Raw genomic sequence first — 26,582 nt, forward strand, 5'->3', positions numbered from 1 at the left:
GTTGACGTGAAGATCGTCACCTACAACGTCAATGGCATCAAGGCGCGCTTGCCGCGCTTGCTGGAATATCTCTCCGAGCAGCAGCCGGATGTCGTCTGCCTGCAGGAACTCAAGTCCAGCGACGAAACCTTTCCGATCCAGGATGTGCGCGATGCCGGCTATGGTGCGGTGTGGCACGGGCAAAAGGGCTTCAACGGCGTGGCCGTGTTGGCGCGCGGTGTCGATCCGGTCGAGCGGCAGCGCGGGCTGGAGGGCGAACCGGAGGATGAGCACAGCCGGTATCTCGAATGCGATGTGAACGGTCTGGCTGTTGCTTCCATCTACCTGCCGAATGGCAATCCGCAGCCCGGGCCAAAATTCGACTATAAATTGCGCTGGATCGAGCGCTTGTCGCAGCGTGCCCGTGCCCTTCTGGTCTCAGAGACGCCGGCGGTGCTCGCGGGTGACTATAACGTGATTGCCAATGACGATGACACCTTCTCCGTCCGCGCGATGAAGGACGATGCGCTGATGCAGCCGGAAAGCCGCGCAGGTTACCGTGCCTTGGTGGCGCAGGGGTGGACCGATGCGCTGCGCGTCCGCCATCCCGGTGGCGGCGTGTGGACTTTCTGGGATTATCAGGCGGGTGCCTGGCAGCGCGACGCGGGCTTCCGGATCGATCACCTCCTGCTCTCGCCCGCGGTCGCGGATCGCTTGATCGAGGCTGGTGTCGACAAAGAGTATCGCGGCCGAGAGAAGGCGAGCGATCACGCGCCCACTTGGGTGCGCCTGCGCCCGTAGCGTCCGGCGCCGCTTTTGCTAGACAAGCTACCGATATCGCGCGTTCGCTGGTGAACAGCGGCCAAGTGCGTGTCCGAACCCGTACAATGAAGCGTCGGCAAGATCCGCCGCCACTTGGCGAAAAGCGCCTATGATCAGTGCTTGCTGCGCGGGTTGATTTGCCAAGTCATTGAAAACACGTTCCTCAACAGTTTGGCACGGCAGATGCAAAGTGTCAGGCGGCGGCGCGATCGGGCGCTGCCGGACCTGAAAGGAACCCGCCATGACGATCTACGCTTTCGCCGCCGCGCTCGCCCTCGGCACTGCTGCGCCCGAACCTGCCCCCGCCCCGGCGCCTGCGCCCATCGCTCCCGCCGAACAATCGCTGGGCAGGGACGTGAAGCCGAGCACCGACATGCGGCGGGTGTGCGTGATCGGCGACGTAACCGGCTCGCGCCTTCCGCGCCGTCATTGCCAGACGCGCGCCGAATGGGTCGCACAGGGCGTCGATCCGCTGGCCACGCGCTGAGTGCCGGAGCTCGGGGGCGCAATGGCGCTCAAGGACACGGCAGGAGAGGATGATCGTACCGGCCTCGCGGTGGCGCCAAGCGCCTGCCGCGAAGCCGGCGCGAAGTTCGCCAACCGCTCTACAGCGCCTTCTCGTACACCTGATAAACCTTGTTGACGCGGCTCTCGATCGTCTCGGCGATCGACCGCATCCCCTGGTTGTCGTCGAGGATCCATCCGATCTCGCCGCGCGAGGCGCCATAGCGTTCCACTGAGGCGCGGCGGATGTATTCGATCATCATGAAGGCCAGCTGGCTCGCCATGCGTGATGATTGCAGATCCTTGATCACCCCCATCAGCGGCACGCGCATCGTCCGCACCTTGGGGCGGCGCAGCCACAGGAGGAGCTTGGCCCAGCCGAACGGCCACAGCGAACCGCCCAAGTTCGCCAGTGGCTCGTTCAGATCGGGCAAAGTGATCATGAAGGCGACGGGCTTGCCGTCCACCTCCGCGATCCGGATCAGGTCGTTGAACACGATCGGCTTCAGCTTGACGCCGACGTCCCGGATTTCGGGCGGGGTGAGGGGAACGAAACCCCAGTTGTCGCTCCAGGCATCGTTGAGGATGCGAAGGATGATTGCTGCCTCTTCATCGAAACGCGACTTATCGACCTCGCGCACGTTGATGCGCGGGTTCTTCTCGCCCGATTTGATGATGCGCTGAACGATCGGGGGGAAGTCCTGCGTGATGTCCAGTTCGTAAGTCATCAGCTGTTTGGCTGGCGCGTAGCCCGCCGCCTCGATCCAGCCGCGATAAGCAGGCTTGGCATGGCCCATCATCACCGTGGGTGGATGATCGAAGCCCTCGATTAGCAGCCCTGGCTCCTCCCACACGGATTGGGAGATGGGGCCGAGCACGCGAGTCATGCCCTGCTCGCGCAGCCATTGCTCGGCACGTTCGATTAGGGCGCGGAACACGCCTTCGTCCTCGGCCTCCATCAGCCCCCACTGGCCGGTGCCGGGGCCGAACCCTTGCGCCGCGGGCATCTCAAGGGCCAGCGTATCGATGTGCGCCGAGATGCGGCCAACCGTGGCGCCGTTACGTTCCGCCAGGAACAGCTGCACCTTGGCATGGCTGTACCAGCCGTTTTTCTCTGGCGTGAGTAGCCCCAGCGCCTCGCCCTTCAACGGCGGCACCCAGTTCGGATCGTCGCGATAGAGCCGAAAGGGAACATCGACAAAGGTGCGCCGGTCACGCTTGGTCACGACCGGGCGGATGGTGAGGGAGCCTGTCATGCCCCGTCCTGTAATCGCCGCAGGCGATCATGGCGAGCGGCCTTTCCGCCGGGATCACGCCTGTTCCAGCCACCGTCTCGCCACTATCTTGGGGCAATGGACATGCCCATGACGACCATGACTCTCGACCGCACACCGGCTGTGCAGGCCGCACGCGCGCCGATCGCTGACGATCGCGCGATGCTCAAGGCTGCCGCTGAGTTGACGCGGGATCTCAATGCGCCGCGCCCCGCGGTGTACTGGGCCGACTTCATCGGTTCGGCGCTGCTCGGTTATGTTGCGCTTGGTGTGGCGATTGCAGCCGGCCCCTTGTGGCTGACGCTGGTTGCCGGTGTCGTTGCGATGTTCGCGTTGTACCGTGGCATGAGCTTCATTCACGAGCTCACCCATGTGAAGCATGCGTCGCTGCCGCACTTCCGGTTGGGCTATAATATCTTCATTGGCGTGCCTATGTTGGTGCCGTCGTTCATGTACGAAGGCGTCCACAACCTTCACCATGCCAAGACGCGGTACGGCACGTCGGAGGACCCCGAGTATCTGCCGCTCGCGCTGATGAAGCCCTGGTCACTGCCGGTGTTCGTGCTGGTTGCCGCCTTGGCGCCGGTTGCGCTGATCTTCCGCTATGGCGTGCTTTCTCCGCTGTCGATGATCGTACCGGGCCTGCGCCGGATCGTCGTCGAGCGCTATTCGGCGCTGGCGATCAATCCGGGGTTCCGCCGCCGCATGCCGGAGGGGGCGTTTGCCAGCCAATGGAACCGGATAGAGGCGGCCTGCGCGCTTTGGGCGATGGCGCTGATTGCGCTGGTCGCCACTGGCACAATCCCACTGCGTGCCTTCGGCATCGCCATGGCGGTCGCTTCGGGCGTCGCGGTGATCAACCAGCTGCGCACACTGGTCGCCCATCTGTGGGAGAATGACGGCGAGGCCATGACGGTGACGGCGCAATATCTCGACTCGGTCAACGTTCCGCCGCCGTCGACGCTGCCGGCTTTGTGGGCGCCGGTCGGGCTGCGCTACCATGCGCTGCACCATCTGCTGCCGGGCCTGCCGTACCATGCGCTTGGCGAAGCGCACCGTCGTCTCAGCGCGGTGCTCGACAAGGGTTCACCGTATTACAAGGCGAACTATGCCGGCATGCCGGGTCTAGTCGCCAAGATCGCCCGCAGCACCATGTTGCCGCGCTAAGCGGGGGCGGGGAAGGGCTCCAAGCGCCCTTTCCCATCCGCCGTTGCCGGCTTATCGCGGTTCGCGATGCTGTTCGCGCCCGCCTCCTGTGCTCGCCTCGTAATCAAGATCGGATCGGCGTTGCTTGTCGATCCGTCAGGCGCCGTACGTCGCGATTGGCTCGCCGGCATTGCGGCGGACGTGGCTGACCGGACGCGCGCGGGTCAGCAGGTTGCGATCGTTTCGTCCGGGGCGATCGCGTTGGGCGCGCGGCGGCTCGGCCTGCCGCGTGGCGGGCGTGCCAGCCTGGAGGATGCGCAAGCCGCCGCCGCGACCGGGCAGATCCTGCTCAGCCAGACCTGGGCGGAGGTGCTCGCCGCCGAAGAACTGACGGCAGCGCAGATGCTCGTCACGCTTGACGATCTCGAAGATCGCCGGCGCTATCTCAACGCGGCTGCCACGCTCGGGCGCCTGCTTCAACTCGGCACGGTGCCGGTAATCAACGAGAATGACAGCGTGGCTACCGCCGAAATCCGTTTTGGCGACAATGATCGGCTCGCCGCGCGCGTTGCACAGGCTGCGGGCGCGCAGGGGGTGATCCTCTTGTCGGATATTGATGGGCTGTACGACCGCAATCCTGCGCAGCCGGGCGCGGTGCATATCGCGCAGGTCGACCGGATCGATGGGCGGATCGCCGACATGGCGGATGATGGCTCGGCTTCGGGCATGGGATCCGGCGGCATGGTTTCCAAGATCGAAGCGGCGCGGATCGCGACGGGGGCGGGCGTCGCGCTCGCCATCGCGTCCGGGCGGGTCGAGCGACCGCTTTCCATCGATGCGCGCCACACCATGTTTCTTCCCGAACGGCGCGCCCGGGCGCGCAAGGCCTGGCTCGCCGGCCGGCTAACGGTGAAGGGGAGGATCGAGATCGACGCGGGCGCGGCACAGGCGCTTGCCGACGGCCGCAGCCTGCTCGCCGCGGGCGCGACAATGATCGAGGGGGCATTTGGTCGCGGCGACGTGGTTGCGATTCACGGGCCGGCCGGGCCGATCGCGCGCGGTCTGGCGGAATATGACGCCGCCGAGATGCAGCGCCTGCTCGGCCGGCGCAGCGAGGAGCATGAGGTGTTGCTCGGCTATGCTCCGCGATCGGCGCTGGTTCATCGCAATCACATGGCGCTGCTGTGATCCTCGCGCTCACCGGCGGTACAGGCTTCGTCGGGCGTGCGACGATCGAGCGCGCGTTGGCCGCCGGGCATTACGTACGCGCGCTGACCCGCCGGCCGCAGCCGCCACGCGCCGGCGTTACCTGGGTGAACGGCGCTCTGGACGATGCTGCAAGTCTGACCGAGTTGGTGAGCGGGGCCGTTGCGGTGATCCATATCGCGGGGGTGGTCAACGCGCCCGACCGTGCCGGCTTCATCACCGGTAATATCGACGGCACGCGTCAGATGATCGCGGCGAGCGGATCGCGGCGCTTTGTCCATGTCTCCTCACTGTCGGCGCGAGAGCCGGATCTGTCGAACTACGGCTGGTCGAAGCGAGAGGCTGAGGAGCTGGTTGTGGCGAGCGGTGCGGACTGGGCGATCGTTCGGCCGAGCGGGGTCTATGGCCCCGGCGACACGGAGATGCGGGATCTGTTCAGGCTGGCGCGCTACGGCCTGGCGCTGCTGCCGCCGCCGGGGAAGGTGTCGCTGATCCACGTCGACGATCTCGCGCGACTGCTCGTCCTGCTCGCCGAAGCACCGGAGCAGCGTGCGATGTTCGAGGTCGATGACGGGGAAGTGCTTACCCACGCGGCTCTTTCCGCCGCGATCGGCCGAGCAGTCGGCCGGCGCGTCGTGCCCTTGCATCTGCCGGCCTCGCTGCTTCGGCTTGGCGCCAGGCTGGACGGCGCCGTTCGAGGAACAGGGGCCAAGCTGACGGCCGATCGGGTGGGCTATTTGACGCATCCCGATTGGACTGCGCGCGCCGAATACCGTCCGCCTGCAGCCTTGTGGACGCCGACCATCCCGCTGGCCGATGGGCTTGCCGGAACCGCCCGGTCGTACGGTATCGCGGGATGACCACGCTTCGGCCGCATTCGATTGGCACCTGCGCCCGCGGACGTTAAGGAACCCCGATGAGCGACCGCGACAGCATCTTCGACACCATCACGGCCCAGATCGAGCCTTTCAACAAGAAGGGCGTGACGGTCACCGAGGCGACGACCTTCCAGGGCGATCTGGAATGGGATTCGCTGACGGTGATGGATTTCGTCGCCGCGATCGAGGACGAATTTGACATCATCATCACGATGAACATGCAGGCCGAAATCGAAACGGTCGGCCAACTCGCCGACGCCGTGGCGAAGCTGAAGAACTAAGCACCCGTTCGTCCCGAGCGATGTCGAGGAACGTGCCGCCTATGTTGCGCGTGGCGTCTCGACGTTGCCGGACACGAACGGTTTGGGACAGGAATCTATGACCGAAACCGGCCTCCAGGCGGAAGCTTTGCCCGCCGACCTCCCGACCGTTCCGTCGGAGCGCGACCTGTTCGATAAATTCGCACCATTGATTGCCGAGCGTGAGGCGCTGCTCGCCTCCGGCCTGCGCGATCCCTTTGGCATCGTCATGGAGGAGGTGAAGAGCCCCACCGTCGCGATCATCAAGGGCCGCGAGACGATCCTGCTCGGCACCTACAATTACATGGGAATGACGTTCGATCCGGACGTGATCGCCGCCGGCAAGAACGCCTTCGACAAGTTCGGCACCGGCACGAACGGCAGCCGCGCGCTGAACGGCACGTTCCACGATCACATGGAAGTCGAAGCCGCGCTTCGCGACTTCTACGGCATGTCGGGCGCGATCGTCTTCTCAACGGGTTACCAGGCGAACCTCGGCGTGATCTCGGCGATCGCGGCGAAGGGCGAATATATCATTCTCGATGCCGACAGCCATGCGTCCATCTATGACGGCTGCGCGATGGGCAATGCCGAGGTGGTCCGCTTTCGCCACAATTCGGTCGAGGATCTCGACAAGCGGCTGGGCCGTCTGCCCAAGGAGCCGGGCAAGCTCGTCGTGCTCGAGGGCGTCTATTCGATGCTCGGCGACATCGCGCCGCTCAAGGAGATGGTCGCCGTCGCCAAGAAGCATGGCGCGATGGTGCTGGTCGACGAAGCGCACTCGATGGGCTTCTTCGGCGAACATGGCCGCGGCGTGTACGAGGATCAGGGGCTCGAGGATCAGGTCGATTTCGTGATCGGCACCTTTTCCAAGTCGGTCGGCACGGTGGGGGGCTTCTGCGTCTCCAACCATCCCAGCTTCGAGATCCTGCGCTTCGTCTGCCGCCCGTACATCTTCACGGCAAGCCTGCCGCCGGCGGTGGTCGCTTCCGCCGCCACGTCGATCCGCAAGCTGATGCACGCCGCCGACAAGCGTGAGCGGCTGTGGGCCAACACGCGCCAGCTTCACGCCGGCCTCAAGCAGCTCGGCTTCCGCCTGCCCACCGACGCGCCCGAATCCGCCATCGTTGCTGTGCTGCTCGACGATCAGGAGCAGGCTGTGCGCATGTGGCATGGGCTGCTGGAAGCGGGGCTCTACGTCAACGTCGCGCGTCCGCCGGCGACGCCAGCGGGGATGTTCCTGCTGCGCTGCTCCGTCTGCGCCGAACATACCAGCGAGCAGATGGCGCGCGTGATCGGCATGTTCGAAGCCGCAGGCCGCGCTACGGGCGTGATCGTCTGAGCACGCCCAACCGGCTGCTTCCGCCGAGTCGCCGCTTCTGCTAGGCCTGTCGACCGTGATCGCGGACGAAGGTGCGGGGGCCCGTGGAGGTCTGGCTTCGGCCTGGCGCACTATCACGCTTGTCGTGATGGGCGTGCTCGGCGTGGGCGTTCTCGTCGCGCTGATCCTGACGCTGGGTGAGGCGAACAAGCAGCGTAATCGCGCCGTCTCGCTTCAGTCGCACAGCTATGACGTCATGGTTCTGGCCGGCAGGTTGTCGGGCACGATTGCGCGGTCGGAGGCGTCGCTGGGCCGTTACGTCATCTCCGGTGACCAGCAGTTGGGGCAGCTTTATTACGAAGATTGGCGGCGCGCGGGCGACCAGATCAGTCGGCTGTCGAAGCTGACGCGCGACAATGAAGAACAGCACGTGCTGATCGACAAGCTGCGCGTGGCTTATCGGGCGCGCGGCGAGCAGTTGTCGCTGATCGCGCTATCGACCAATTACGGCAAGAACGCCCAAGCGCTCGCGCGTTTCTACCAGGCCCGCGAGTCCAGGGCGCTCGACGATATCAATCAGGCGCTTGACTCGATCATTGCCGGGGAGCGCAGCCTGCTGGTTCGCCGCACGAATGCAGCCATGGCGCTGGTGGACCGCTCGACCCGTGCGGCATTCGTGCTGTCGGCATTTGGTGTCCTGCTGCTGATCGGTGCCATTGCGCTCGGCTGGCTCACCGTCCGTGCGCTAACCGGTCGCGCGCGGGCGCAAGCCGAGGCGGATGCGCAGCGCGCGCGTGCCGGTGAACTTGCGCTGGCGGTGGCTGAGGCGACGGAGGAGCTGCGCAGCCAGGAGGCGCGCCTGCGCCAAGCCCAGAAGATGGACGCGATCGGCCAGCTGACCGGGGGCATTGCGCACGACTTTAACAACATGCTGGCGGTTGTGATCGGCGGACTGGAACTGGCACAGCGCGGACTGGCGAACGGCGGGGGTGACGTCGGTCGTCATGTCGAGAGCGCCAGGGAGGGTGCCACGCGCGCGGCGGAGCTGACCAGGCGGCTGCTGGCCTTCGCGCGCGAAGGGGCGATCGATCCGGAGTTGATTGAGGTCGGCGCGTTGCTGTCCGGCATGCGCGACCTGCTCGACCGAACACTGGGCGATGGCATTCGGATCGAGATCGTCGCCGCAGCCGACGGCGCCTGCGTCCGGGTTGATCGCGTGCAGCTGGAGAACGCCATCCTCAACCTCGCCGTCAACGCACGCGACGCCATGGACGGGCGAGGAACGCTGACGATCACCGCGAAGTCCGGGCACGCCAACGGTCGCGATCATGTCGTCATCGCGGTGCAGGACAGTGGCTGCGGCATGGCGCCCGAGGTTGCGGAGCGGGTGTTTGAGCCGTTTTTCACCACGAAGCCGGTGGGCAAGGGGACCGGTCTTGGGCTCAGCCAAGTCTTCTCGTTGGTGCGCCAATTGGATGGCGAGGTCGCGATCGACAGCACCCCTGGCCGCGGTACGGTCGTTCGGCTGATGCTTCCTCTCGAAACCGTGATGTTGCAGCAGCCCGCCGAGGATGAGGCCCTGATCGCAACGCCGCAGGATCTGCAGTCCCTGCGCGTGCTGGTGGTGGAGGACGATCCGCGTGTGCTCGCGGCCACCGTGGGCGCATTGGAGGAGCTCGGCCACCGGCCCATCTCCTGCTCCGATCCGCTGGACGCACCGTCGCTGCTCGATCGTCAGGCACCGATCGACCTCATCCTGAGCGACGTGCTGATGCCCGGGCAGACCGGGCCCGAGATGATCGCCGCGCTCGACTATCGTCATGCGAACGTTGCCGTGCTGTTCGTCACCGGCTTTGCGGGCGAAACGCATGACGTGGCGATGTTTGGCGGCCATCATGTGCTGCGCAAGCCCTTCACCCTCGTCGGACTAGAACGCGCCATCGCCGAGGCTTTGGGGCGCAGCCGGCCAGATGCGACCCACAGCATCGCGGCGGAGTGAGCCGAAAAACGCTGGCACTCCCCACCCGCTGGCCTATACCGGCCCTCCGTCCGCCAGACCGAGATATTCAGCCGCGCCTCATGAAATCGATCGACCGCTACATGGCCCGGCTGATCGCGCTGCCGCTGTTCTCGACGCTCGTGATCTCCGCGATGCTGCTGGTGCTCGATCGCATGCTGCGGCTGTTCGACTTCGTCGCTACCGAGGGCGGGCCGGTGAGCGTGGTGTGGCAGCTGCTCGCCAATCTGCTGCCGGAGTATCTCGGGCTCGGCATTCCGATCGGGCTGATGCTCGGTATCCTGCTCGCCTTCCGCCGCCTCGCCACCTCGTCCGAGCTGGACGTAATGCGCGGCGTCGGGATGAGCTACGGCCGGCTGCTGCGCGTGCCGTACATGTATGCGATCGGACTCGCGCTCATCAATCTCGCGATCGTCGGCTTCATTCAGCCGCGCGCGCGTTATGCTTACGAGGGCTTGCGCTTCGAGCTGCGCACCGGCGCGCTTGGCGCTTCGATCAAGGTCGGTGAGTTCACGCATCTGGGCGATCGCATGACGCTGCGGATCGAGCGTAGCCGCGACAAGGGGCGTGAGCTGTCGGGCATCTTCGTCCGCGCGCAGACACCGGCGGGGGATTGGATCGGCGTCACCGCGCAGCGTGGCCAGTTCTTCGCCACCGACGATCCCAACACGATCATCTTTCGCCTCACCAATGGCACGCTGATCCACAATCGCGCGAATTTCCCGACGCCGCGCGTGCTGACCTTCAGCGTCCACGATCTGCCGATCGATCTGCCGCGCTTTGAGCAGTTCCGTGCGCGCGGCGGTCGCAACCTTGAATATACCATCCCCGAACTCGCCCGCATTGGCGCGACCAGCAACAATGCCGAGCTGCGCCAGGCCAGCCAATCCGAATTGTATTTCCGGCTCGCCGAAGTCGCGATGATGTTCTTGCTGCCGCTGCTAGCGGTCGCGCTCGGGGTACCGCCGAAACGCTCGACCTCCGCACTAGGCGTGTTCCTGTCGATTGTTTTCGTCGTCGCCTATCACAAGGTCAACCAATATGCCGCGTCGATCGGTGAGCTCGGCCGGGTCGATCCCTTCATTGCCCTGTGGGGGCCGTTCGCGATATTCGCGGCGCTGATCATCTGGATGTACTACATGCTCGCCTATGTCCCCGGCGGACAGCCGATCGGCGCGCTGGAACGGGGCGCGGGCAAGGCGCTGAAGGCTATCACCCGGCGCTTGCCCGGCCGCAGCGCGCGGGAGGCGCGCGCATGACATCGTTCTTCCCGTCGCGTACTGTCGCACTTTACATGGGCCGGATGTTCCTGGTGCGCACGTTCGGCATTCTCGCCGGGCTGGTGCTCGTCCTTCAGGCGCTCGATCTCCTCGGCGAATCCGGCAAGATCCTGGCGGTGCCGGGCAATACGGATGCGCAAGTGTGGCACTACATGTCGCTGCGCGTGCCGCAGATCATCGCACGCTTCCTGCCGTTCTCTGTGCTGCTGGGTACCATCTTGACGCTGATCACGATGAACCAGAACAGCGAGATCGTCGCGCTGAAGGCATCGGGCATGTCCGCGCATCAGGTGCTGGCGCCGTTGATCATCGCCAGCGTCGGCGTGGCCGTGCTTAGCTTCGCCTTCAACGACCGGGTCGTTTCGCGCTCCACTGCCACCTTGGCGCAGTGGCAGAAGGTGAACTACGGGCCGCTGCCGATCGATCGCGGCGATCGCGCAAACGTCTGGGTGCGCACCGGTGACGATCTGATCCAGGTCGATCAGATCCGCGGGCGCGGTGCCGCCGCGCAGCTCGGCGGCATCACGCTGTACGAGCGCGACGGCGGCAGCCTGCGCGCGATCATCACGGCTCCCAACGGGCGGCGCAGCGGCGATGGCTGGGCGATCGGGCCGGCGCGCCGCTTCGACGTGGCGAGCGGACAAGTCACGAAGCCCGGCACGATCATCATCGCGCGCGGCGTGGCGCCCGATCAGTTCACCTTGTCGACAGTGAATGCCGATGGCCTGTCGTTCCGCGCCCTGAACGAGGCGATCGACGATCTCGCCGCCGCCGGCCGCCCGACCAAGGCGCTGGAAGGCGCGCTGTGGCATAAGCTCTCTGGGCCGCTGTCGTCGGTGCTGATGCCGCTGCTCGGTGCCGTTGCGGCTTTCGGCATCGCGCGCTCGGGCAAGCTGTTCGTCCGCGCGGTGATCGGCATGGCGCTGGGCTTTGCCTATTTCGTTGCGGACAATTTCGCGCTCGCGATGGGCAATCTCGGCGCCTATCCTCCGATCCTCGCCGCCTGGGCGCCGTTCCTGCTGTTCCTGCTGATCGGCGAAGCGGTGCTGCTGCGAACGGAGGAATAGGGCGGCGGTCAGCTCTGCAGCCGCAGGGCCACGTCGTTCATGAAGCGGACGTCGTCGCCTGCGGCAAGCGTCGCCGCCTCCGCGGCCAGCGCGCCGAGCAAATCACTAAGCGGTTCGATTTCGTTCTTGGCGTAATTGCCCAGCACGTGGCCGGTGACCCGGTCCTTGTGTCCGGGGTGGCCGATGCCGATGCGGACTCGGCGGAAATCGGGCCCGAGATGCTGGTCGATCGAGCGCAGGCCGTTATGCCCCGCAAGCCCACCGCCCTGGCGCACCTTCACCTTCATGGCGGCAAGGTCGAGTTCGTCGTGGAAGACGGTCAGGGCATCCGCGCCGAGCTTGTAGAAGCGCAGCGCCTCGGCGACACTGCGGCCGCTTTCGTTCATGAAGGTTGCGGGCTTCAGGAGCAGCACCTTTTGGGTGCCCAGCCGGCCTTCCTGCACCCAGCCTTGGAACTTCTTGGCCGGCGCACCGAAGCCGTGAACCGCCGCGATTGCGTCAAGCGCCATGAAGCCGACATTGTGGCGGTGCATCGCATATTGCGCGCCCGGATTGCCGAGGCCGACCCAGAGTTGCACGTTGATTCTCCTGATCGCGTTCGATGACTTCGTGGCGCCTAGGGCAGCGTTTAAACGAAAACGGGCGGGGGACGTCGCCGCCTCCCGCCCGCATCCGTACGCAACAAGCTGAACGATTACTCGCTGGCCGTGCCCGCGGCTTCGCCCGCGTCCTCGGCAGCACCTTCGCTCGACTTCAGCGCCGAGGGCGCGACCACCGTCGCGATGGTGTAATCGCGGTCATCGATCGCCGACTGCGTACCTTGCGGCAGCGTGACGGCGGAGATGTGAAGCGAATCGCCGACGTCCAGGCCCTTGAGCGAGATGGTGACTTCCGACGGGATTTCAGCCGCGTCGCATACCAGCTCCAGCTCGTGACGAACCACGTTCAACACGCCGCCCTTCTTCAGGCCGGGGGCCTCTTCTTCGTCGATGAACACCACCGGCACTGCGACGGTGACGGTCGCGTGCGCGCTAATGCGCAGGAAGTCGACGTGAACCGGACGATCGGTGACGGGGTGGAAGTGCACGTCCTTGGGCAGGGTGCGCTCACCGTTCACCATCACCACGGTGTTCATGAAGTGGCCGGTGCCGAGCGCCTTGACGAGCGCCTTCTCCTCGAGGTGGATCGAGGTCGGTTCCTTGTTCTGGCCGTAGATCACGGCGGGGACGCGGCCGTCACGACGCAGCGCCCGGGAGGCTCCCTTGCCAACCCGGTCACGCGTCTCGGCTGCGAGCGTCAGCTGGTCGCTCATCGATATTCTCCGAAACAGGTGTGTGTTTATCCGCGCCACGCCTCCAGGGATGACCATGGAACGGAAGCGGGCGCGCATAGCGGGGGAGGGGCAGAAAGGCAAGCGATCCTCCCCGCGCCGGGGAGGATGTCGGCGGCTCAGTACTTAACTCGCACCGCCTTCAGCTTGTACTTGCCCAATTGCGCCTGCACGCTGTCCGGCCCGGCGAGATGCCCCGCGCCCACCGCGATGAACACCCGGCCCGGCGTGCGCATCCGCTCGGCGATCCACGCCGCCCATTTCGCATTGCGATCGACCAGCAATGCCTTGGCGACTTCCGGCGATTCCTTCAGGCTCTCATTCATCGTTGCGGCGAGCCCTTCCGGATTGCCTCTGGACCAATCCGAAACCATCCGTTCCATCGTCTCGCCGGCCTTGGGCAGTTCCTCGACCGTGGATGTCAGCAGCTGGACCTGCGCCCTTTGCGAGAGCGAGTCGAAGATCGACATCTGCCCTTCAAAGGTTTCCAGCCCCATCACCTGCTTCTTCTGTGCCTCGGCAGCGGCGGTCAGGATGCCTTCAGGCCCGTTCAGGGCTTGGTAACCCAGCTTCTGCACCGGCAGTACCGACAGGCTGATCGCGGCGAACCACGGCTGCATCCGCTCGAACGAGGCGCGCGATAGCTTGTTGTCCTCCAGCGCCTTTTCAAACGCAGGTCGCTTCTCCGCTGGCAGCTTTTCGAGCAGTGTTGGTCCGGCGGGATCGAACGCCTTGGAGACGACCACCCTTTGCTGAGTTTCCTGATCGGGTTCCACCATCTCCAGCACCAACGTGCCCGAGCGATCGAACGCCTTTTTCACCGCTTCGTCGAACCAGCTGAGGCCCGGCTTCAGCACATGAATTGTGCCGAACAGATAGATCGTTGTGTCCTTGTCCCGCACCACCCAAAGCGCCGGATCGGCATCCTGCGGCTGCACCGCGGGCGCGGGCTGCGCGCAGGCGGGAAGGGCGAAGGCTAGGCCTAGCGAGGCGAACAGGGGGGCAAACGGGCGGAACACGGGTGTGGAAGACCTTCCTGAGCGGAGCAGGGCCAACCTAGCGCGGCCCTTGCCTGTTGGCGAGCCATCCGCCATTGCCCGGCGGGCGATGAACGCCACCTCAACAGAAGCGCCGCTGAGCTTTCAGGACATGATCCTGCGCCTCCATTCCTATTGGAGCGCGCGCGGATGCGCCATCCTCCAGCCCTATGACATGCGCATGGGCGCTGGCACCTTTCACCCCGCGACGACGCTGCGCGCGCTCGGCCCCGATGCGTGGAACGCCGCCTTTGTCCAGCCGAGCCGTCGCCCGACCGACGGCCGCTATGGCGAGAACCCCAATCGGCTGCAGCATTATTACCAATATCAGGTGATCATGAAGCCGAGCCCGCCGGACTTGCAGGAGCTGTATCTCGGCAGCCTGGCGGCGATCGGCATCGATTTCACGCGCCACGACATCCGCTTCGTCGAGGACGATTGGGAAAGCCCGACGCTGGGCGCCTGGGGGCTCGGCTGGGAGGTCTGGTGCGACGGGATGGAGGTGACCCAGTTCACCTATTTCCAGCAGATGGGCGGCTTTGACTGCAAGCCCGTCGCGGGCGAGCTGACCTACGGGCTCGAACGGCTGGCGATGTACATCCAGGATGTCGACAATGTGTACGACCTGCGGTTCAACGACGCCGGCGTGAGCTACGGCGACGTGTTCCTCGAAAACGAGCGGCAGATGTCGACGTGGAACTTCGAGGTCGCGGAGACCGATGCGCTGTTCGACTTGTTCCGCAAGGCGGAGGCGGAATGTGCGCGCTGCTTGGACGCGAAGCTGCCGATCCCAGCCTATGAACAGGCGATCGAGGCGAGCCACATCTTCAACCTGCTCAACGCGCGCGGTGTGATCTCGGTGGCGGAGCGGCAGGCGTATATCGGCCGCGTGCGCGATTTGGCGAAAGGCGCTTGCGCATCGTACATGGAGAAGAACGGGTGGGCGGCGTGAGTTTGTTCACGCGAAGCCGCGAAGGCGCGAAGACTGGTTTCGCGCAGAGGCGCAGAGGACGCGGGGGCGTGACGCTTGCGGCCCTGTTTCGCGGCAGCAACAAGTCAGTGATTGCTGCCGCACTCCCTGGCAACCAGCGCAGCACCTCTGCGCCCTCCGCGCCGCCGCGCGAGCAAACCTTCCTTTCTCTTCGCGTCTTCGCGCCTTCGCGTGAACAAATCCAAGGCCGCCACGCATGACCGACTTCCTCCTTGAGCTCCGCTCGGAAGAAATCCCCGCCCGCATGCAGGACAAGGCGCGCGAGGATCTCGCCCGCCTGTTCGCGGCGGAACTCGCCAAGGCTGGCCTCGCCGCCGGCGCACTCCTCACCTATGCCACGCCGCGCCGCCTGGCGCTGATCGCGCGCAACCTGCCCGATGCCACGCAGGCGGTGAGCGAGGAACTCAAGGGCCCGCGCACCTCCGCGCCGCCGCAGGCGCTGGAGGGCTTTCTCCGCAAGACCGGCCTCTCGCAGGAGCAGCTGGTCGATCGTGATGGCGTGTGGTTCGCGGTGATCGACAAGCCGGGCCGTGCGACCGCCGATGTGCTCGTCGAGGCGATCCCGGCGATCGTGCGCGGCTTCCCTTGGCCCAAGTCGATGCGCTGGGGTGCTCCGTCGCTTTCCACGGAGAGCCCGCGCTGGGTGCGCCCGCTGCAAGGCATTGTCGCGCTGTTCGGCGAAGAGGTCGTGCCCTGCACCATCGCCGGTGTGGAGAGCGGCGCCGCCACAGTCGGCCATCGCTTCCATCACCCCGGCGTGATCACCATCGGCTCCGCGACGGATTACGTCGAGAAGCTGCGCGCTTGTCACGTCATCGTCGACCAGGACGAGCGCCGTACCACCATTGCGATCGGTGCGAAGATGGCGGCCAACAAGGCCGGTCTGAGGCTGGTCGAGGACGAAGGGCTGGTGGCGGAGAATGCCGGCCTTACCGAATGGCCGGTGCCGCTGCTCGGCCGCTTCGACGCGGCGTTTCTCGACGTGCCGCCGGAGGTGATCCAGCTCACCGCGCGCGTGAACCAGAAGTATTTCGTGTGCCGCGACGCGGACGGAAAGCTCGCCAACGCCTTCATCTGCACCGCCAATATCGATGCGGCGGATGATGGCGCGAAGATCGTCGAGGGCAACCGCAAGGTGTTGGCCGCTCGCCTCTCCGATGCCCGCTTCTTCTACGAGACGGACCTCAAGGTGCCGCTCGATGAGCAGGCGAAGAAGCTCGAAAAGATCGTCTTCCACGAAAAGCTCGGCACCGTCGCCGATAAGGTAGAGCGCGTCGCCAAGCTCGCGCGCTGGCTGGTGGACGAAGGCATCGTACCAGGCGCGGACCCCGAGCATGCCGAGCGCGCGGCGCGGCTCGCCAAGGCCGATCTCGTCACCGGCATGGTCGGCGAGTTCCCCGAATTGCAGGGCGTAATGGGCGGCTATTATGCCGAGCGCCAGGGAGAGCACCCGGCCGTGGCCGCTGCGATCCGCGATCACTACAAGCCGGTCGGGCAGGGCGATGACGTGCCCACCGCTCCGGTGACGGTGGCGGTATCGCTGGCGGACAAGCTGGATAGCATCGGCCAGTTCTTTGGCGCGGATCTCAAGCCCAGCGGGTCTAAGGATCCGTTCGCCCTACGTCGCTCGGCCCTGGGCATAGTCGCGCTCGTACTCGACAACGGGCTTCGCTTTCCGCTCGCTCGCGCGGTAAATGCCGACGTGCTCGATTTCTTCGCCGACCGCCTCAAGGTCCAGCAGCGGGAGGCCGGCGTCCGCCACGACCTGATCGACGCGGTGTTCGCGCTCGGCGGGGAGGACGATCTCGTTCGCCTGCTCGCCCGAGTGAAGGCGCTCCAGGCATTCGTCGACACCGAAGACGGTGCGAACCTGCTCGCCGGCTACAAGCGCGCCGCGAACATCCTCAAGAAGGAGGGCGGGGTGCCCGAGGGCGCAGCGAGCAACGCCGCGCCCGACACAGCCGAAGCCGCCCTCACTCAGGCGCTCGACACGGCGGAACCCGCAGCGAAGGACGCCATCGCGCGCGAGGACTTCGAAGCCGCAATGGCAGCGCTCGCCACGCTTCGTGCGCCGATTGATTCGTTCTTCGACCAGGTTACGGTCAACGATGCCGATCCCGCCAAGCGCGCGGCCCGTCTCGCTCTGCTCGCCCGGGTGCGTGATGCGGTTCACGGGGTGGCCGATTTCTCGCGGATCGAGGGATAAGGCACGGGTAAACGGTTACATTCAGTCAGGGGCAGCTTTGTTCTTGCAATCGGGCGTTTGCCCGTGTGTTGCAGCGCAAAACGAATACAGGAGACGAGATGATGGCGACGGCGGTGAAACCCCAGACGGATGAACGCTACGTCTATCGCTTCGGCGGCGGCGTCTCCGATGGCGGTAGCGGGGACAAGAACCTCCTGGGCGGCAAGGGCGCGAACCTTGCCGAGATGGCGTCGATTGGCCTGCCGGTGCCGCCGGGCTTCACCATCAGCACCGCGATGTGCACGCGCTATTATGAAGAAGGCGAGGCGTTTCCGGACAGCCTGCGCCAGGAAGTGGCCGATGGCCTTGCGCATATCGAAGCGATCACCGGCAAGAAGTTCGGCGATGCGTCCGACCCCCTGCTCGTTTCGGTCCGCTCGGGCGCGCGCGTGTCGATGCCGGGGATGATGGATACCGTCCTCAATCTAGGCCTCAATGACGAGACGGTCGAAGGGCTCGCCAAAACGTCGAATGACGAGCGCTTCGCCTGGGACAGCTATCGCCGCTTCATCCAGATGTATTCGGACGTGGTGCTCGGGCTCGATCACGGCGCGTTCGAGGAAGCGCTTGAGGTTGCTAAGGAAGATAATGGCTTCACGCTCGATACCGAGCTGTCGGCCGATGACTGGAAGGCGCTCGTCGCCGAGTTCAAAAAGCTGGTCCAGGAACAGCAGGGCGCTCCGTTTCCGCAGGATGTGCACGATCAGTTGTGGGGCGCGGTCGGCGCGGTGTTCGGATCGTGGCAGTCGGATCGTGCCAAGGTCTATCGCCGGCTGAACGACATTCCGGGCGGCTGGGGCACGGCCGTCAACATCCAGGCGATGGTGTTCGGCAACATGGGCGATACGTCCGCGACCGGCGTCGCCTTCACGCGCGATCCCTCGGCCGGGCACAATGCCTATTATGGCGAGTTCCTGATCAATGCGCAGGGCGAGGACGTCGTCGCCGGCATCCGCACGCCGCAATATCTCACCAAGACGGCGCGCGAAGAGGCGGGCGCCAAGCCGCTCAGCATGGAAGAGGCCATGCCAGAGGCCTATGCCGAGCTCGCCGCCGTGTTCGACCGGCTGGAGCGGCATTACCGCGACATGCAGGACATCGAGTTCACGGTGCAACAGGGCAAGCTCTGGATGCTCCAGACGCGCTCGGGCAAGCGCACGGCGAAGGCGGCGCTCAAGATCGCGGTCGACATGGCCGCGGAAGGGCTGATTACCCGCGACGAGGCGATCGCGCGCGTCGATCCGCAAGCGCTGGACCAGTTGCTCCACCCGACGCTCGATCCGAACGCCAAGCGCGACGTGCTGACCAAGGGGCTGCCCGCTTCCCCCGGCGCCGCATCGGGCGCGGCGGTGTTCGACGCCGACACCGCAGAGAAGATGGCGGCGGATGGCAAGTCGGTAATCTTGGTGCGCACCGAGACGTCGCCGGAGGACATCCACGGCATGCACGCGGCAAAGGGCATTCTCACGGCACGCGGCGGCATGACCAGCCACGCGGCAGTGGTAGCGCGCGGCATGGGTCGGCCATGCGTGTCGGGCGCCGGTGCGCTCTCGATCGACAACAAGGCGAAGATCGCGCGCATCTCCGGCCGCGAGGTGCGCGAGGGTGACCTGCTCACCATCGACGGCACCACCGGCGAGGTGATGGCCGGTGAGGTCGCGACGATCCAGCCAGAGCTGGCCGGTGATTTCGGCACGCTGATGGAATGGGCCGACGAGGTTCGCCGCCTCAAGGTGCGCGCCAATGCCGAGACGCCGCTCGACTGCCAGACGGCGCGCGATTTCGGCGCCGAAGGTGTCGGCCTGTGCCGCACCGAGCATATGTTCTTCGAGGCCGACCGCATCACCGCAGTGCGCCAGATGATCCTCGCGGAGGACGAGAAGGGGCGTCGCGCGGCGCTGGAGAAACTGCTGCCGGAACAGCGCAGCGACTTCCAGGCGATCTTCGAGGTCATGGCTGGCCTGCCAGTGACGGTGCGGCTGCTCGATCCGCCGCTGCACGAGTTCCTGCCGCACGAGGAAGCCGAGTTCGCCGAAGTCGCCACCGCCGCCGGTGTCGACGTCGACACGCTGAAGCGCCGCGCGGGTGAGCTCCATGAGTTCAACCCGATGCTCGGGCATCGCGGCTGCCGCCTCGGCGTCACCTATCCCGAAATCTACGAGATGCAGGCGCGCGCGATCTTCGAGGCCGCGCTCGACGTGGCGGAGAAGAGCGGCGAGGCGCCGATCCCCGAGATCATGATCCCGCTGGTTGCCACCAAGCGCGAGCTGGAGCTGATGAAGGCCGTGGTCGATCGCACCGCCAAGTCGGTGTTCGAGGAGCGCGGCAAGACGGTCGAGTATCTCGTCGGCACGATGATCGAGCTGCCGCGCGCCGCGCTGCGTGCAGGCGAGATCGCCGAGGCGGGCGAGTTCTTCTCGTTCGGCACCAACGATCTGACGCAGACCACGCTTGGCGTCAGCCGCGACGACGCGGGCCGCTTCCTAGGTTCGTACGTGGAGCAGGGGATCTACGCCAAGGATCCGTTCGTCAGCATCGACGTTGACGGTGTCGGCGAACTCATCAGCCTCGCCGCCGAGCGCGGGCGGGCGACTCGATCGGGTATCAAGCTCGGCATCTGCGGCGAACATGGCGGCGATCCGGCGTCGATCGCCTTTTGCGAAAGCGTAGGCTTGGATTACGTATCGGCGTCGCCGTACCGCGTGCCGATCGCTCGGCTTGCCGCCGCCCAGGCGGCGCTGAAGGCGAAGTAAGCGGTGGCGCTCCCCTCTCCGTCGCGGACGGGGAGGGGGAGTCGGCGTGAGAGATGCTCGCGTTATGTCGCGGCTGAATGTTTCGAGCTGCTCCAGGCGCCGCCTTCGCTCAGGGCAGAAGAAGACGCGGCCTCCGATGAAGGCCTCACCCTGAACTTGTTCAGGGTCCACCCGTCAGCGGACGCGCCGTGTTCTGCTGCACGGTGGATGCTGAAACAAGTTCAGCATGACGCTGGTTCGGTAGGGCTGTACACCCCCGCATAGGTCTGCCGCTGATCATCTTCACAGGCTGCGCCCCGGCCTCTTGAGGCCTACGCTTCAACCGGTCTGACCGGTCAGCCTCACCCGTTGGTGCCAACGCGGTTCTGCCAGTCGAACCAACGCGCCCGCATCGTACCCGCGGGGCGTGCCGCCGTCTGGGCGATCGGCGCATGAGCCGCCACCGGCGCGTGCGTCGTCACAGGCGCCGCCACCGGAGCGGCCTTCGCCAGCCGCGCATTCTCGCGCTCCAGTTCTTTGATTCGCGCGTCCCGCTCCGCGAGCCGCGCGTCATAGTCCTTGCGGTTGCGGCCATGCACATCGCGTTCGTCGGCGTAGCGCTGCTTCCACTTGCGGCCACCGGGATGGCTCGCCAACCCGAACAGCCAGCCGGCGATCAGCGCCACGGCCAGCGCCAGCCATTGCGTCGGCGTCGTGAAGAGCATCGGCGTTCCTCCTGTTACGGATGCCTAACGATGCTCTCCAGACGGCGTTCCCCGGCCGCAGATAGGGCTTTCAGATGTTGCCGTTGAGGAACGCGTCGCTGATCGAGCAGGCGGCGGGCCCGAGGATGACGATGAACAGCACGGGCAGGATGAACATGATCAGCGGAATGGTCATGATCGCCGGCAATCGCGCGGCTTTCTCTTCCGCGCGCATCATGCGCTCGTTGCGGAATTCGGCGGACAGCACACGCAGCGCGCTTGCCAGCGGCGTGCCGTACTTCTCGGTCTGCACCATTGTCGTGACGATGCCCTTCACTTCGTCCAGCGCAACTCGGTTGGCGAAATTCTCGAATGCGGAGCGCCGATCGGTGAGGAATCCAAGCTCGATCGCGGTGAGCGCGAATTCGTCGCCAAGCTCGGGATAAGCCTTGCCCAATTCCTTCGCGACACGGTGAAAGGCAGCGTCCACCGTCAAGCCGGCCTCGGCGCAGATCACCAGCAAGTCGAGCGCATCGGGCAGGCCCTTGCGGATTGCATCCGACCGCTTGGTGATCTTGTTCTTGAGATAGATGTCGGGCGCTTTGTAGCTCAGGATGAACGTGCCCGCGACCAGGCCGTAGCGCTTCAGCGCGGACCATTCGGCGAACGTGTTGGTGCCATAGACCACGAACACCATGAAACCGCCGATCACGAGCGGCAGGATCAGCCGGCCGAAGATCACGCCGACCGCCCATTCCTTCTTTCGGATACCGGCCTGAAGCAGCTTTGTCTGCGCCTCCTTAACCTGGCTGTCCTGCAGAACCTTGAGCGATTCGAGCAGCGTGCGGATCCGATCCGCATGCTCGTTCTTCTGCACCAGCTTGGCGCGTCGCTTGCTGGTGGAGGCAGTGATGCCGGCCTTCAGCTGCTCGCGCCGATCATTGAGCGCCTTGACGCGTTTGGCCATCGGATCGCGCACGCTGAGCGCGGCATAGATGGCGACGAAAACCGCGCCCGCGGCGATCGCCGACAGGATCGTGGCGACCCACAATACATCCACGCCAAGCAACGTCGGGCCTTGTGTCGGTTCCATCATCAGATCTCGAAATTGACCATCTTGGCCATGATGAATGCGCCGATGCCCATCCAGATGAGCCCGCCGCCGCCAGCGACGATCAGGCGCGGATCAACGAAGAAGTTCTGCATGTACGCGCCGTTCACGAACCAGATCAGGATGAAGACGATGAACGGCAGCGCGCCGATGATCATCGCCGAAGCCTTTGATTCGGATGACATCGCCTTGATCTTCAGCTTCATCTGGCCGCGCTGGCGCAGGACGCTGGCGAGGTTTTGCAGCGTTTCGGCGAGGTTGCCGCCGGTTTCGCGCTGGATCGAGATGGTGATGACGAAGAACTGAAATTCCGCGGTCCCCAGCCGGTCTGCGGTTTCCTGCAACGCTATGTCCATCGATCGGCCGATCTTCATCTTGTCAGCCACCGACCGGAATTCCTCGCCGACCGGGCCGGCCACTTCGCTGCCGACCACTGCCATCGTCTCGGTGATCGGAAGGCCCGAGCGCAGGCCCCGCACCAGCAGTTCGATCGCGTCCGGGAACTTCGCGTTAAAGGCCGCGACGCGCCGCTTGATGAAGAAGCCGACGATGAAGTGCGGCAGGCCGGCGCCAAGCGCCAGGCCCAGAAAAAAGGCGAGCAGCAGCGGCAGGCCGATCATCCACATCAACAGCATGGTGCCGAGGAACACCGCAATCGTGGCGCCGCCGTATTTACCGACGGTCCAGTTCTTCCCCGTCATGTTAAGCCGCTTCTGCAACTCCTCGGGGCGCGGCAGGAAGCGCATGGCGGCGGCATCCGCCTTGGTAGCGCTACGCCCGGTGATCCGGCGCATCTGCGCCTCCACCACTGCGGTCGGCGACACCGCGTGGCGCTCGCGCATCGCTGCCAGCCGCCGATTGCCGGCGCGCTGCGGCGACGGGCCGGACAGCGCGACGTACAGGAGGCCCAGCGTGATAAGCGCGCCGATCGCCAGGGTGATCACCGGTAACAGGGGCATGTCGCGCTCCGTTCTCCCACTTCAGCCGTCCGCCAGGTGACGGATCAGCGCTTGCCCGGCTTCTTGGGCATCAACCCTTTCAAATCCGCAAACTTCCCCATCAGCGACGTGCCGGTCAGGCCGCGACGCGCCTTGCCCTTGATCGGATCAGCGTCGCTGCTGATGAAGCACAGGCGCGTGACGAGTTCGGCGATCGGGGCGACCGTCTTCGATGTCTTGCCCACTTCGTACAGCGGCTTGCCGAGCTTTGCGGCCTGTGCCGCCAGTTTCTGATCGAACGGGACGAGGTAATCGATCTTGCGTTCGATTGATGTCTCGAAGTCCTTGCGGGAGATCTCCAGCTGCTGGCCGGGATGCACCTTGTTGGCGAGCACCAGCACCTGCGCTTCGGGCGCATGCGATCTCAGCCAAGACAGCAAGCGGATGCTGTCGCGCGCCGCCGCCAGCGTCAGTTCGGTGACGATCACCACCGTCTGCATGTCGTGAACGAGGTGCGGATGGGTGACCAGCATGCCGCGCGGCATGTCGACCACCGTCGCTTCAAATGCGGCGCGCATCTCCTCCTGCAACTGGTGGAAGGCGCCGCCGTCCGTCACGACCGGCGAGTTGATCGGCGCTTCGGCCGACAGCACCGCCAGTTTGTCGGAGGCTCGCACCATGGCCCGTTCGATGAACAGCCCGTCGATGCGGCTTGGATTCTCGATCGCGTCGGTGAGGCCGCGCCCGGGCTCCAGATCGAGCGCAAGCGCACCCGTGCCGAAATGGACATCGAGATCGAGCAGCGCCGTCGAGCGCCGCTCCTTGTCGCTCATCAGCCAGGCGAGCGAGGTGGCAATGGTCGATGCGCCGGCGCCGCCCCGCGTGCCGATCACCGCCACCGAGCAATGCGGATGCTCGGCAACCGCTTCGATCACCTTGGGCGTGCTGAGCAGCGCCTGCGCATGCGCAAAGGTATCGCGCACCACATCGGGGCTGAGCGGCTTGAGCAGATAATCCTGAATGCCGCTGGCGACGAGATCGCGATACAAGCGCACGTCGTTGACCTGCCCGGCGGCGATCACGATCGTGCCGGGTTCGCACACTTCGGCGAGCGAGTTGATGTCGTTGAGCGGATCGCCCGATTCGGCGAGGTCGACGAACAAAACGTGTGGCGACGCGGTGACGGAGAGTGACTGCACGGCATTGCGCAGCCCGCCGCGATTCACTTTTTCCGCCGACCAGCCCATTTCGCTGACGATCGGGCGAAGCGCCTCCGCCGTATTCTCGTCGCAGACATAAGCCACGAACGGTTCGCGGTTGGCTGCGCCCGCTGGTTTCCAGGGTGCGTTCATGTCAGCGCCCCCCGCCCGAGCTGCCGCCACCGCCGCCGCCACCGCCTGCGCTCTCCGCGCGCACCGTGGTGCCACCGCCGCCGGTCGGCTCGGCCTTGCGGAAGCGGTCGATCGCCTTGGTCGCGACCGCCGGATCGGAGAAGCCGCGTGCTCCTTCGCCGCGCACCAGATCGGTCGGGTTCGCGACCATCGCGGCGAGGTTGGAATTCACCGCGCAACCCTGGTTTGACGACGTGTGCGCGTCGTAATCGGGCTGATACATGCGGCTGTGATCGGGGCAGCCCGGCACATAAGCGCGCGCCCGGCTGATCACCACGCGCGCGGTGCCCGGCGCAATTGGGGCAGGGGTGACTGGCGCCTCGTCAGACACCAGCAGGCCGAATCTTGCTGCCGCATTGGCGATATCCGCGCGGGTCGCGGCATCGCGCGATGGATCGTCGACCGCGATGCGATCGCCATAGCCGACCCGCAGCGAGCCCATCCAGGCGCCAAGCCGCTGTGCCTCGCCCGGTGCAAGCCCGTCCGGGCCGCTGCCGACGTCAAAGGCGTAATCGGCGCGAGCGACGACCGGCTGGTGGACCGACTCGAGCCCGCGGTTCTGCGTGCCACCGCACCCGCCGATCAGCAGGGCCGGGGCAAGGCCGAGAAGGAAAGTGTGCGTGCGCATGGTGCTGTTCCTCACCGTTGCCATCAGTTGATCGAAAAGCCGGGGACGGGCGCAGCGTTCTTGCCCTTCTTCCCCTTGCGGCTCGCCTTGGCGTCCTTGCCGTCATCCTCCTTGCCGGGCAGCGGCACGGGGATTGCCGGCATGATCGGCGTCGTCGCGCCGATCGCGGGCGCGGCGGGCGGGCCTGCTTCGAGCGAGGGCTTGGGCCGGTCGCCGCCGGTGGTGCCCGACGACAGCTGGCCCATCAGGATGCGCTCCACATCGGTGGGCGACTTGTAGCCATCGGTGGGCAGCTTGATGTCGTTGCCGTTCACCGGCTGCACCAGATACGGCGTGATCACGATCACCAGCTCGGTTTCGCCGCGCTGAAAGCCGTTGGAGCGGAACAGCGCGCCCAAGATCGGAACATCGCCGACCCCCGGCGTCTTTTCGATCGAATTGTTATGGTTGTTCTGCAGCAGGCCGGCGATCATGAAGCTCTGTCCGGAACCGAGCTCCACGGTCGTCTCGGTCCGCCGCGTCGTCAGACCCGGGACCTGCGCACCGCTCACCGTCACCGCGTTCGAATAATCGAGCTGCGACACTTCGGGGCGCACCCGAAGCGAGATGCGGCCATCCGCCAGCACCGTCGGGGTATAGGCCAGGCTGACGCCATATTGCTTATACTCGACGCCTACGCCGCCAAGCCCTTGCGCGATGGGGATCGGGATTTCGCCGCCGGCGAGGAAGGTACCGGTCTCGCCCGACAACGCGGTGAGGTTCGGGTTGGCAAGGCTCGTCACCTGGCCAATCCGCTCACCCAGGTCGAGCGCGCCAGCAAGGTTTAACCCGAGCAGTTTGGTGAGAAAGCCGAGCGTCGTACGGTCTGAACCCGGCGTGATCGTCGTTCCTGCGCGCTGTACCATTCTAATCGAAGTTGGATCGATCTGACCGTTAGGCAGATAGGTGATCGATGTGGGGTCGATCGTATAGCCTTGCACGGTGCCACCGACCCCAAGTGGGAGTCGTGGATCAGTAGTGATGGTCCCGACCGGACGACCGCTACCGACGCCGAACTTAAATCCGCCCGTTCCGTCAATCGTTGTTAGATTCGCGCCAATGTTCTTGGCGAAGCTGCGCGTCACCTCGGCGAAGCGCACCTGCAGGTTTACCTGCAGCGGCGTCGCGGTGCGCAGGCGACTGACCACCGTCGTGCCTTCCCCGACGAAAGCCTGCACCAGTCGCTCGGCCTCCGCGCCGTCATCCGGGCTGGCAACGGTGCCGGTCAGCAGCACGATGCCGTTCAGCGTCGTCGCGGTGACGTTAGCCTCCGGCATCGCCAGCGCCAGCATCTGGCCGAGCGAATCGAAGTTGTTCCCGACCCGAACGGTGGTGGCATAGACCACCGCCCCGCTCTTCGCGGTCGCCGAGACAGTCGTCTCGCCGGCCTTCTTGCCGAACACATACAGCTGCGTCGGCGAGCGGACCTGGACGTCGGCGATTTCCGGATTGGCCACGAACAGGTCGCTCATCGGCCGCGACAGCGTGATCAGCTGCCCGCGATTGGTCGCGACCTGAAGCGTGCCGCCCTCGCTGCGCACCGCCGCATTCTGCGCTGGGGCGGCGGCGGGCGTGATCGTCATTGCGGCGGCGGCAAGCGCCACGGCAAGCGGCCGGCCGATCGTTGTTGAACGAAGGCGCAT

The 26,582-nt window shown here is 65.6% G+C and carries 23 protein-coding genes; 13 read left to right on the forward strand and 10 right to left on the reverse strand.

Annotation, left to right across the window (positions count from 1 at the left end; genetic code table 11):
• The first annotated feature begins 6 nt into the window (after positions 1 to 6).
• Both xth and SPHI_RS07230 read left to right on the forward strand, forming a co-directional pair.
• On the forward strand, positions 7 to 780 hold the full coding sequence (xth, locus tag SPHI_RS07225) for an exodeoxyribonuclease III (protein ID WP_076744230.1): 774 nt from the start codon (positions 7 to 9) through the stop codon (positions 778 to 780).
• Between the two features lie 262 nt (positions 781 to 1,042).
• A complete protein-coding gene (locus SPHI_RS07230; protein ID WP_076744231.1) occupies positions 1,043 to 1,288 on the forward strand; it encodes a hypothetical protein in 246 nt (81 codons plus the stop codon).
• A gap of 118 nt (positions 1,289 to 1,406) precedes the next feature.
• Here the strand turns inward: SPHI_RS07230 and SPHI_RS07235 are convergent, their stop codons facing one another.
• The gene (locus SPHI_RS07235) at positions 1,407 to 2,561 is read right to left on the reverse strand and encodes an N-acetyltransferase (RefSeq protein ID WP_076744232.1); all 1,155 of its coding nucleotides are present in this window, start codon (positions 2,559 to 2,561) and stop codon (positions 1,407 to 1,409) included.
• Between the two features lie 108 nt (positions 2,562 to 2,669).
• Here SPHI_RS07235 and SPHI_RS07240 point away from each other — a divergent pair, with 108 nt between their 5' ends.
• From SPHI_RS07240 to lptG, 8 genes are all read left to right on the forward strand, one after another.
• Positions 2,670 to 3,746, forward strand: coding sequence for a fatty acid desaturase family protein (locus SPHI_RS07240; protein ID WP_076744387.1), 1,077 nt, complete (start codon positions 2,670 to 2,672; stop codon positions 3,744 to 3,746).
• Positions 3,747 to 3,812: 66 nt separating this feature from the next.
• Entirely contained in the window at positions 3,813 to 4,913 is a 1,101-nt protein-coding gene (proB, locus tag SPHI_RS07245; protein ID WP_076744233.1) for a glutamate 5-kinase, read from the forward strand.
• A complete protein-coding gene (locus SPHI_RS07250) occupies positions 4,910 to 5,791 on the forward strand; it encodes an NAD-dependent epimerase/dehydratase family protein (protein WP_076744234.1) in 882 nt (293 codons plus the stop codon). Before proB ends, SPHI_RS07250 begins: the two co-directional genes overlap by 4 nt.
• A 56-nt stretch (positions 5,792 to 5,847) precedes the next feature.
• A complete protein-coding gene (locus tag SPHI_RS07255) occupies positions 5,848 to 6,090 on the forward strand; it encodes an acyl carrier protein (protein ID WP_076744235.1) in 243 nt (80 codons plus the stop codon).
• Between the two features lie 97 nt (positions 6,091 to 6,187).
• Positions 6,188 to 7,450: a serine palmitoyltransferase gene (gene spt / locus SPHI_RS07260; RefSeq protein ID WP_083719883.1), complete on the forward strand. Its 1,263-nt coding sequence runs from the start codon at positions 6,188 to 6,190 to the stop codon at positions 7,448 to 7,450.
• A 58-nt stretch (positions 7,451 to 7,508) separates the two neighbouring features.
• Positions 7,509 to 9,428, forward strand: coding sequence for an ATP-binding protein (locus tag SPHI_RS07265; RefSeq protein ID WP_456299950.1), 1,920 nt, complete (start codon positions 7,509 to 7,511; stop codon positions 9,426 to 9,428).
• A gap of 80 nt (positions 9,429 to 9,508) precedes the next feature.
• On the forward strand, positions 9,509 to 10,705 hold the full coding sequence (gene lptF, locus SPHI_RS07270; RefSeq protein WP_198927832.1) for an LPS export ABC transporter permease LptF: 1,197 nt from the start codon (positions 9,509 to 9,511) through the stop codon (positions 10,703 to 10,705).
• Positions 10,702 to 11,793 carry an LPS export ABC transporter permease LptG gene (gene lptG, locus SPHI_RS07275; RefSeq protein WP_076744237.1) on the forward strand — a complete coding sequence of 364 codons (1,092 nt, stop codon included), beginning with the start codon at positions 10,702 to 10,704 and terminating at the stop codon, positions 11,791 to 11,793. The genes lptF and lptG overlap by 4 nt, the downstream gene beginning before the upstream one ends.
• 8 nt (positions 11,794 to 11,801) lie before the next feature.
• Here lptG and pth read toward each other — a convergent pair whose 3' ends face one another.
• From pth to SPHI_RS07290, 3 genes are all read right to left on the reverse strand, one after another.
• Positions 11,802 to 12,371: an aminoacyl-tRNA hydrolase gene (gene pth, locus SPHI_RS07280; protein WP_076744238.1), complete on the reverse strand. Its 570-nt coding sequence runs from the start codon at positions 12,369 to 12,371 to the stop codon at positions 11,802 to 11,804.
• A 116-nt stretch (positions 12,372 to 12,487) separates the two neighbouring features.
• The gene (locus tag SPHI_RS07285; RefSeq protein ID WP_076744239.1) at positions 12,488 to 13,105 is read right to left on the reverse strand and encodes a 50S ribosomal protein L25/general stress protein Ctc; all 618 of its coding nucleotides are present in this window, start codon (positions 13,103 to 13,105) and stop codon (positions 12,488 to 12,490) included.
• Between the two features lie 137 nt (positions 13,106 to 13,242).
• Entirely contained in the window at positions 13,243 to 14,142 is a 900-nt protein-coding gene (locus tag SPHI_RS07290; RefSeq protein WP_076744240.1) for a TraB/GumN family protein, read from the reverse strand.
• 88 nt (positions 14,143 to 14,230) lie between these two features.
• Here SPHI_RS07290 and SPHI_RS07295 point away from each other — a divergent pair, with 88 nt between their 5' ends.
• From SPHI_RS07295 to ppdK, 3 genes are all read left to right on the forward strand, one after another.
• The gene (locus SPHI_RS07295; protein ID WP_233130778.1) at positions 14,231 to 15,112 is read left to right on the forward strand and encodes a glycine--tRNA ligase subunit alpha; all 882 of its coding nucleotides are present in this window, start codon (positions 14,231 to 14,233) and stop codon (positions 15,110 to 15,112) included.
• A 235-nt stretch (positions 15,113 to 15,347) separates the two neighbouring features.
• On the forward strand, positions 15,348 to 17,357 hold the full coding sequence (gene glyS / locus SPHI_RS07305) for a glycine--tRNA ligase subunit beta (RefSeq protein WP_076744242.1): 2,010 nt from the start codon (positions 15,348 to 15,350) through the stop codon (positions 17,355 to 17,357).
• Between the two features lie 101 nt (positions 17,358 to 17,458).
• Positions 17,459 to 20,149, forward strand: coding sequence for a pyruvate, phosphate dikinase (gene ppdK / locus SPHI_RS07310; RefSeq protein ID WP_076744391.1), 2,691 nt, complete (start codon positions 17,459 to 17,461; stop codon positions 20,147 to 20,149).
• A gap of 341 nt (positions 20,150 to 20,490) precedes the next feature.
• On the opposite strand, the gene SPHI_RS07315 is transcribed toward ppdK, so the two are convergent.
• From SPHI_RS07315 to SPHI_RS07340, 6 genes are all read right to left on the reverse strand, one after another.
• A complete protein-coding gene (locus SPHI_RS07315; protein WP_076744243.1) occupies positions 20,491 to 20,853 on the reverse strand; it encodes a hypothetical protein in 363 nt (120 codons plus the stop codon).
• Positions 20,854 to 20,923: 70 nt separating this feature from the next.
• Positions 20,924 to 21,925, reverse strand: a complete 1,002-nt coding sequence (locus tag SPHI_RS07320) for a type II secretion system F family protein (RefSeq protein ID WP_076744244.1) — start codon at positions 21,923 to 21,925, stop codon at positions 20,924 to 20,926.
• Between the two features lie 2 nt (positions 21,926 to 21,927).
• Entirely contained in the window at positions 21,928 to 22,902 is a 975-nt protein-coding gene (locus tag SPHI_RS07325; RefSeq protein ID WP_076744245.1) for a type II secretion system F family protein, read from the reverse strand.
• Positions 22,903 to 22,946: 44 nt separating this feature from the next.
• On the reverse strand, positions 22,947 to 24,233 hold the full coding sequence (locus SPHI_RS07330) for an AAA family ATPase (RefSeq protein ID WP_076744392.1): 1,287 nt from the start codon (positions 24,231 to 24,233) through the stop codon (positions 22,947 to 22,949).
• 1 nt (position 24,234) lies between these two features.
• Positions 24,235 to 24,900, reverse strand: a complete 666-nt coding sequence (locus tag SPHI_RS07335; protein WP_198927833.1) for a CpaD family pilus assembly protein — start codon at positions 24,898 to 24,900, stop codon at positions 24,235 to 24,237.
• 23 nt (positions 24,901 to 24,923) lie between these two features.
• Entirely contained in the window at positions 24,924 to 26,582 is a 1,659-nt protein-coding gene (locus SPHI_RS07340) for a type II and III secretion system protein family protein (RefSeq protein ID WP_076744247.1), read from the reverse strand.

The organism is Sphingomonas jeddahensis (assembly GCF_001981525.1).
Lineage (GTDB): Bacteria > Pseudomonadota > Alphaproteobacteria > Sphingomonadales > Sphingomonadaceae > Sphingomonas > Sphingomonas jeddahensis.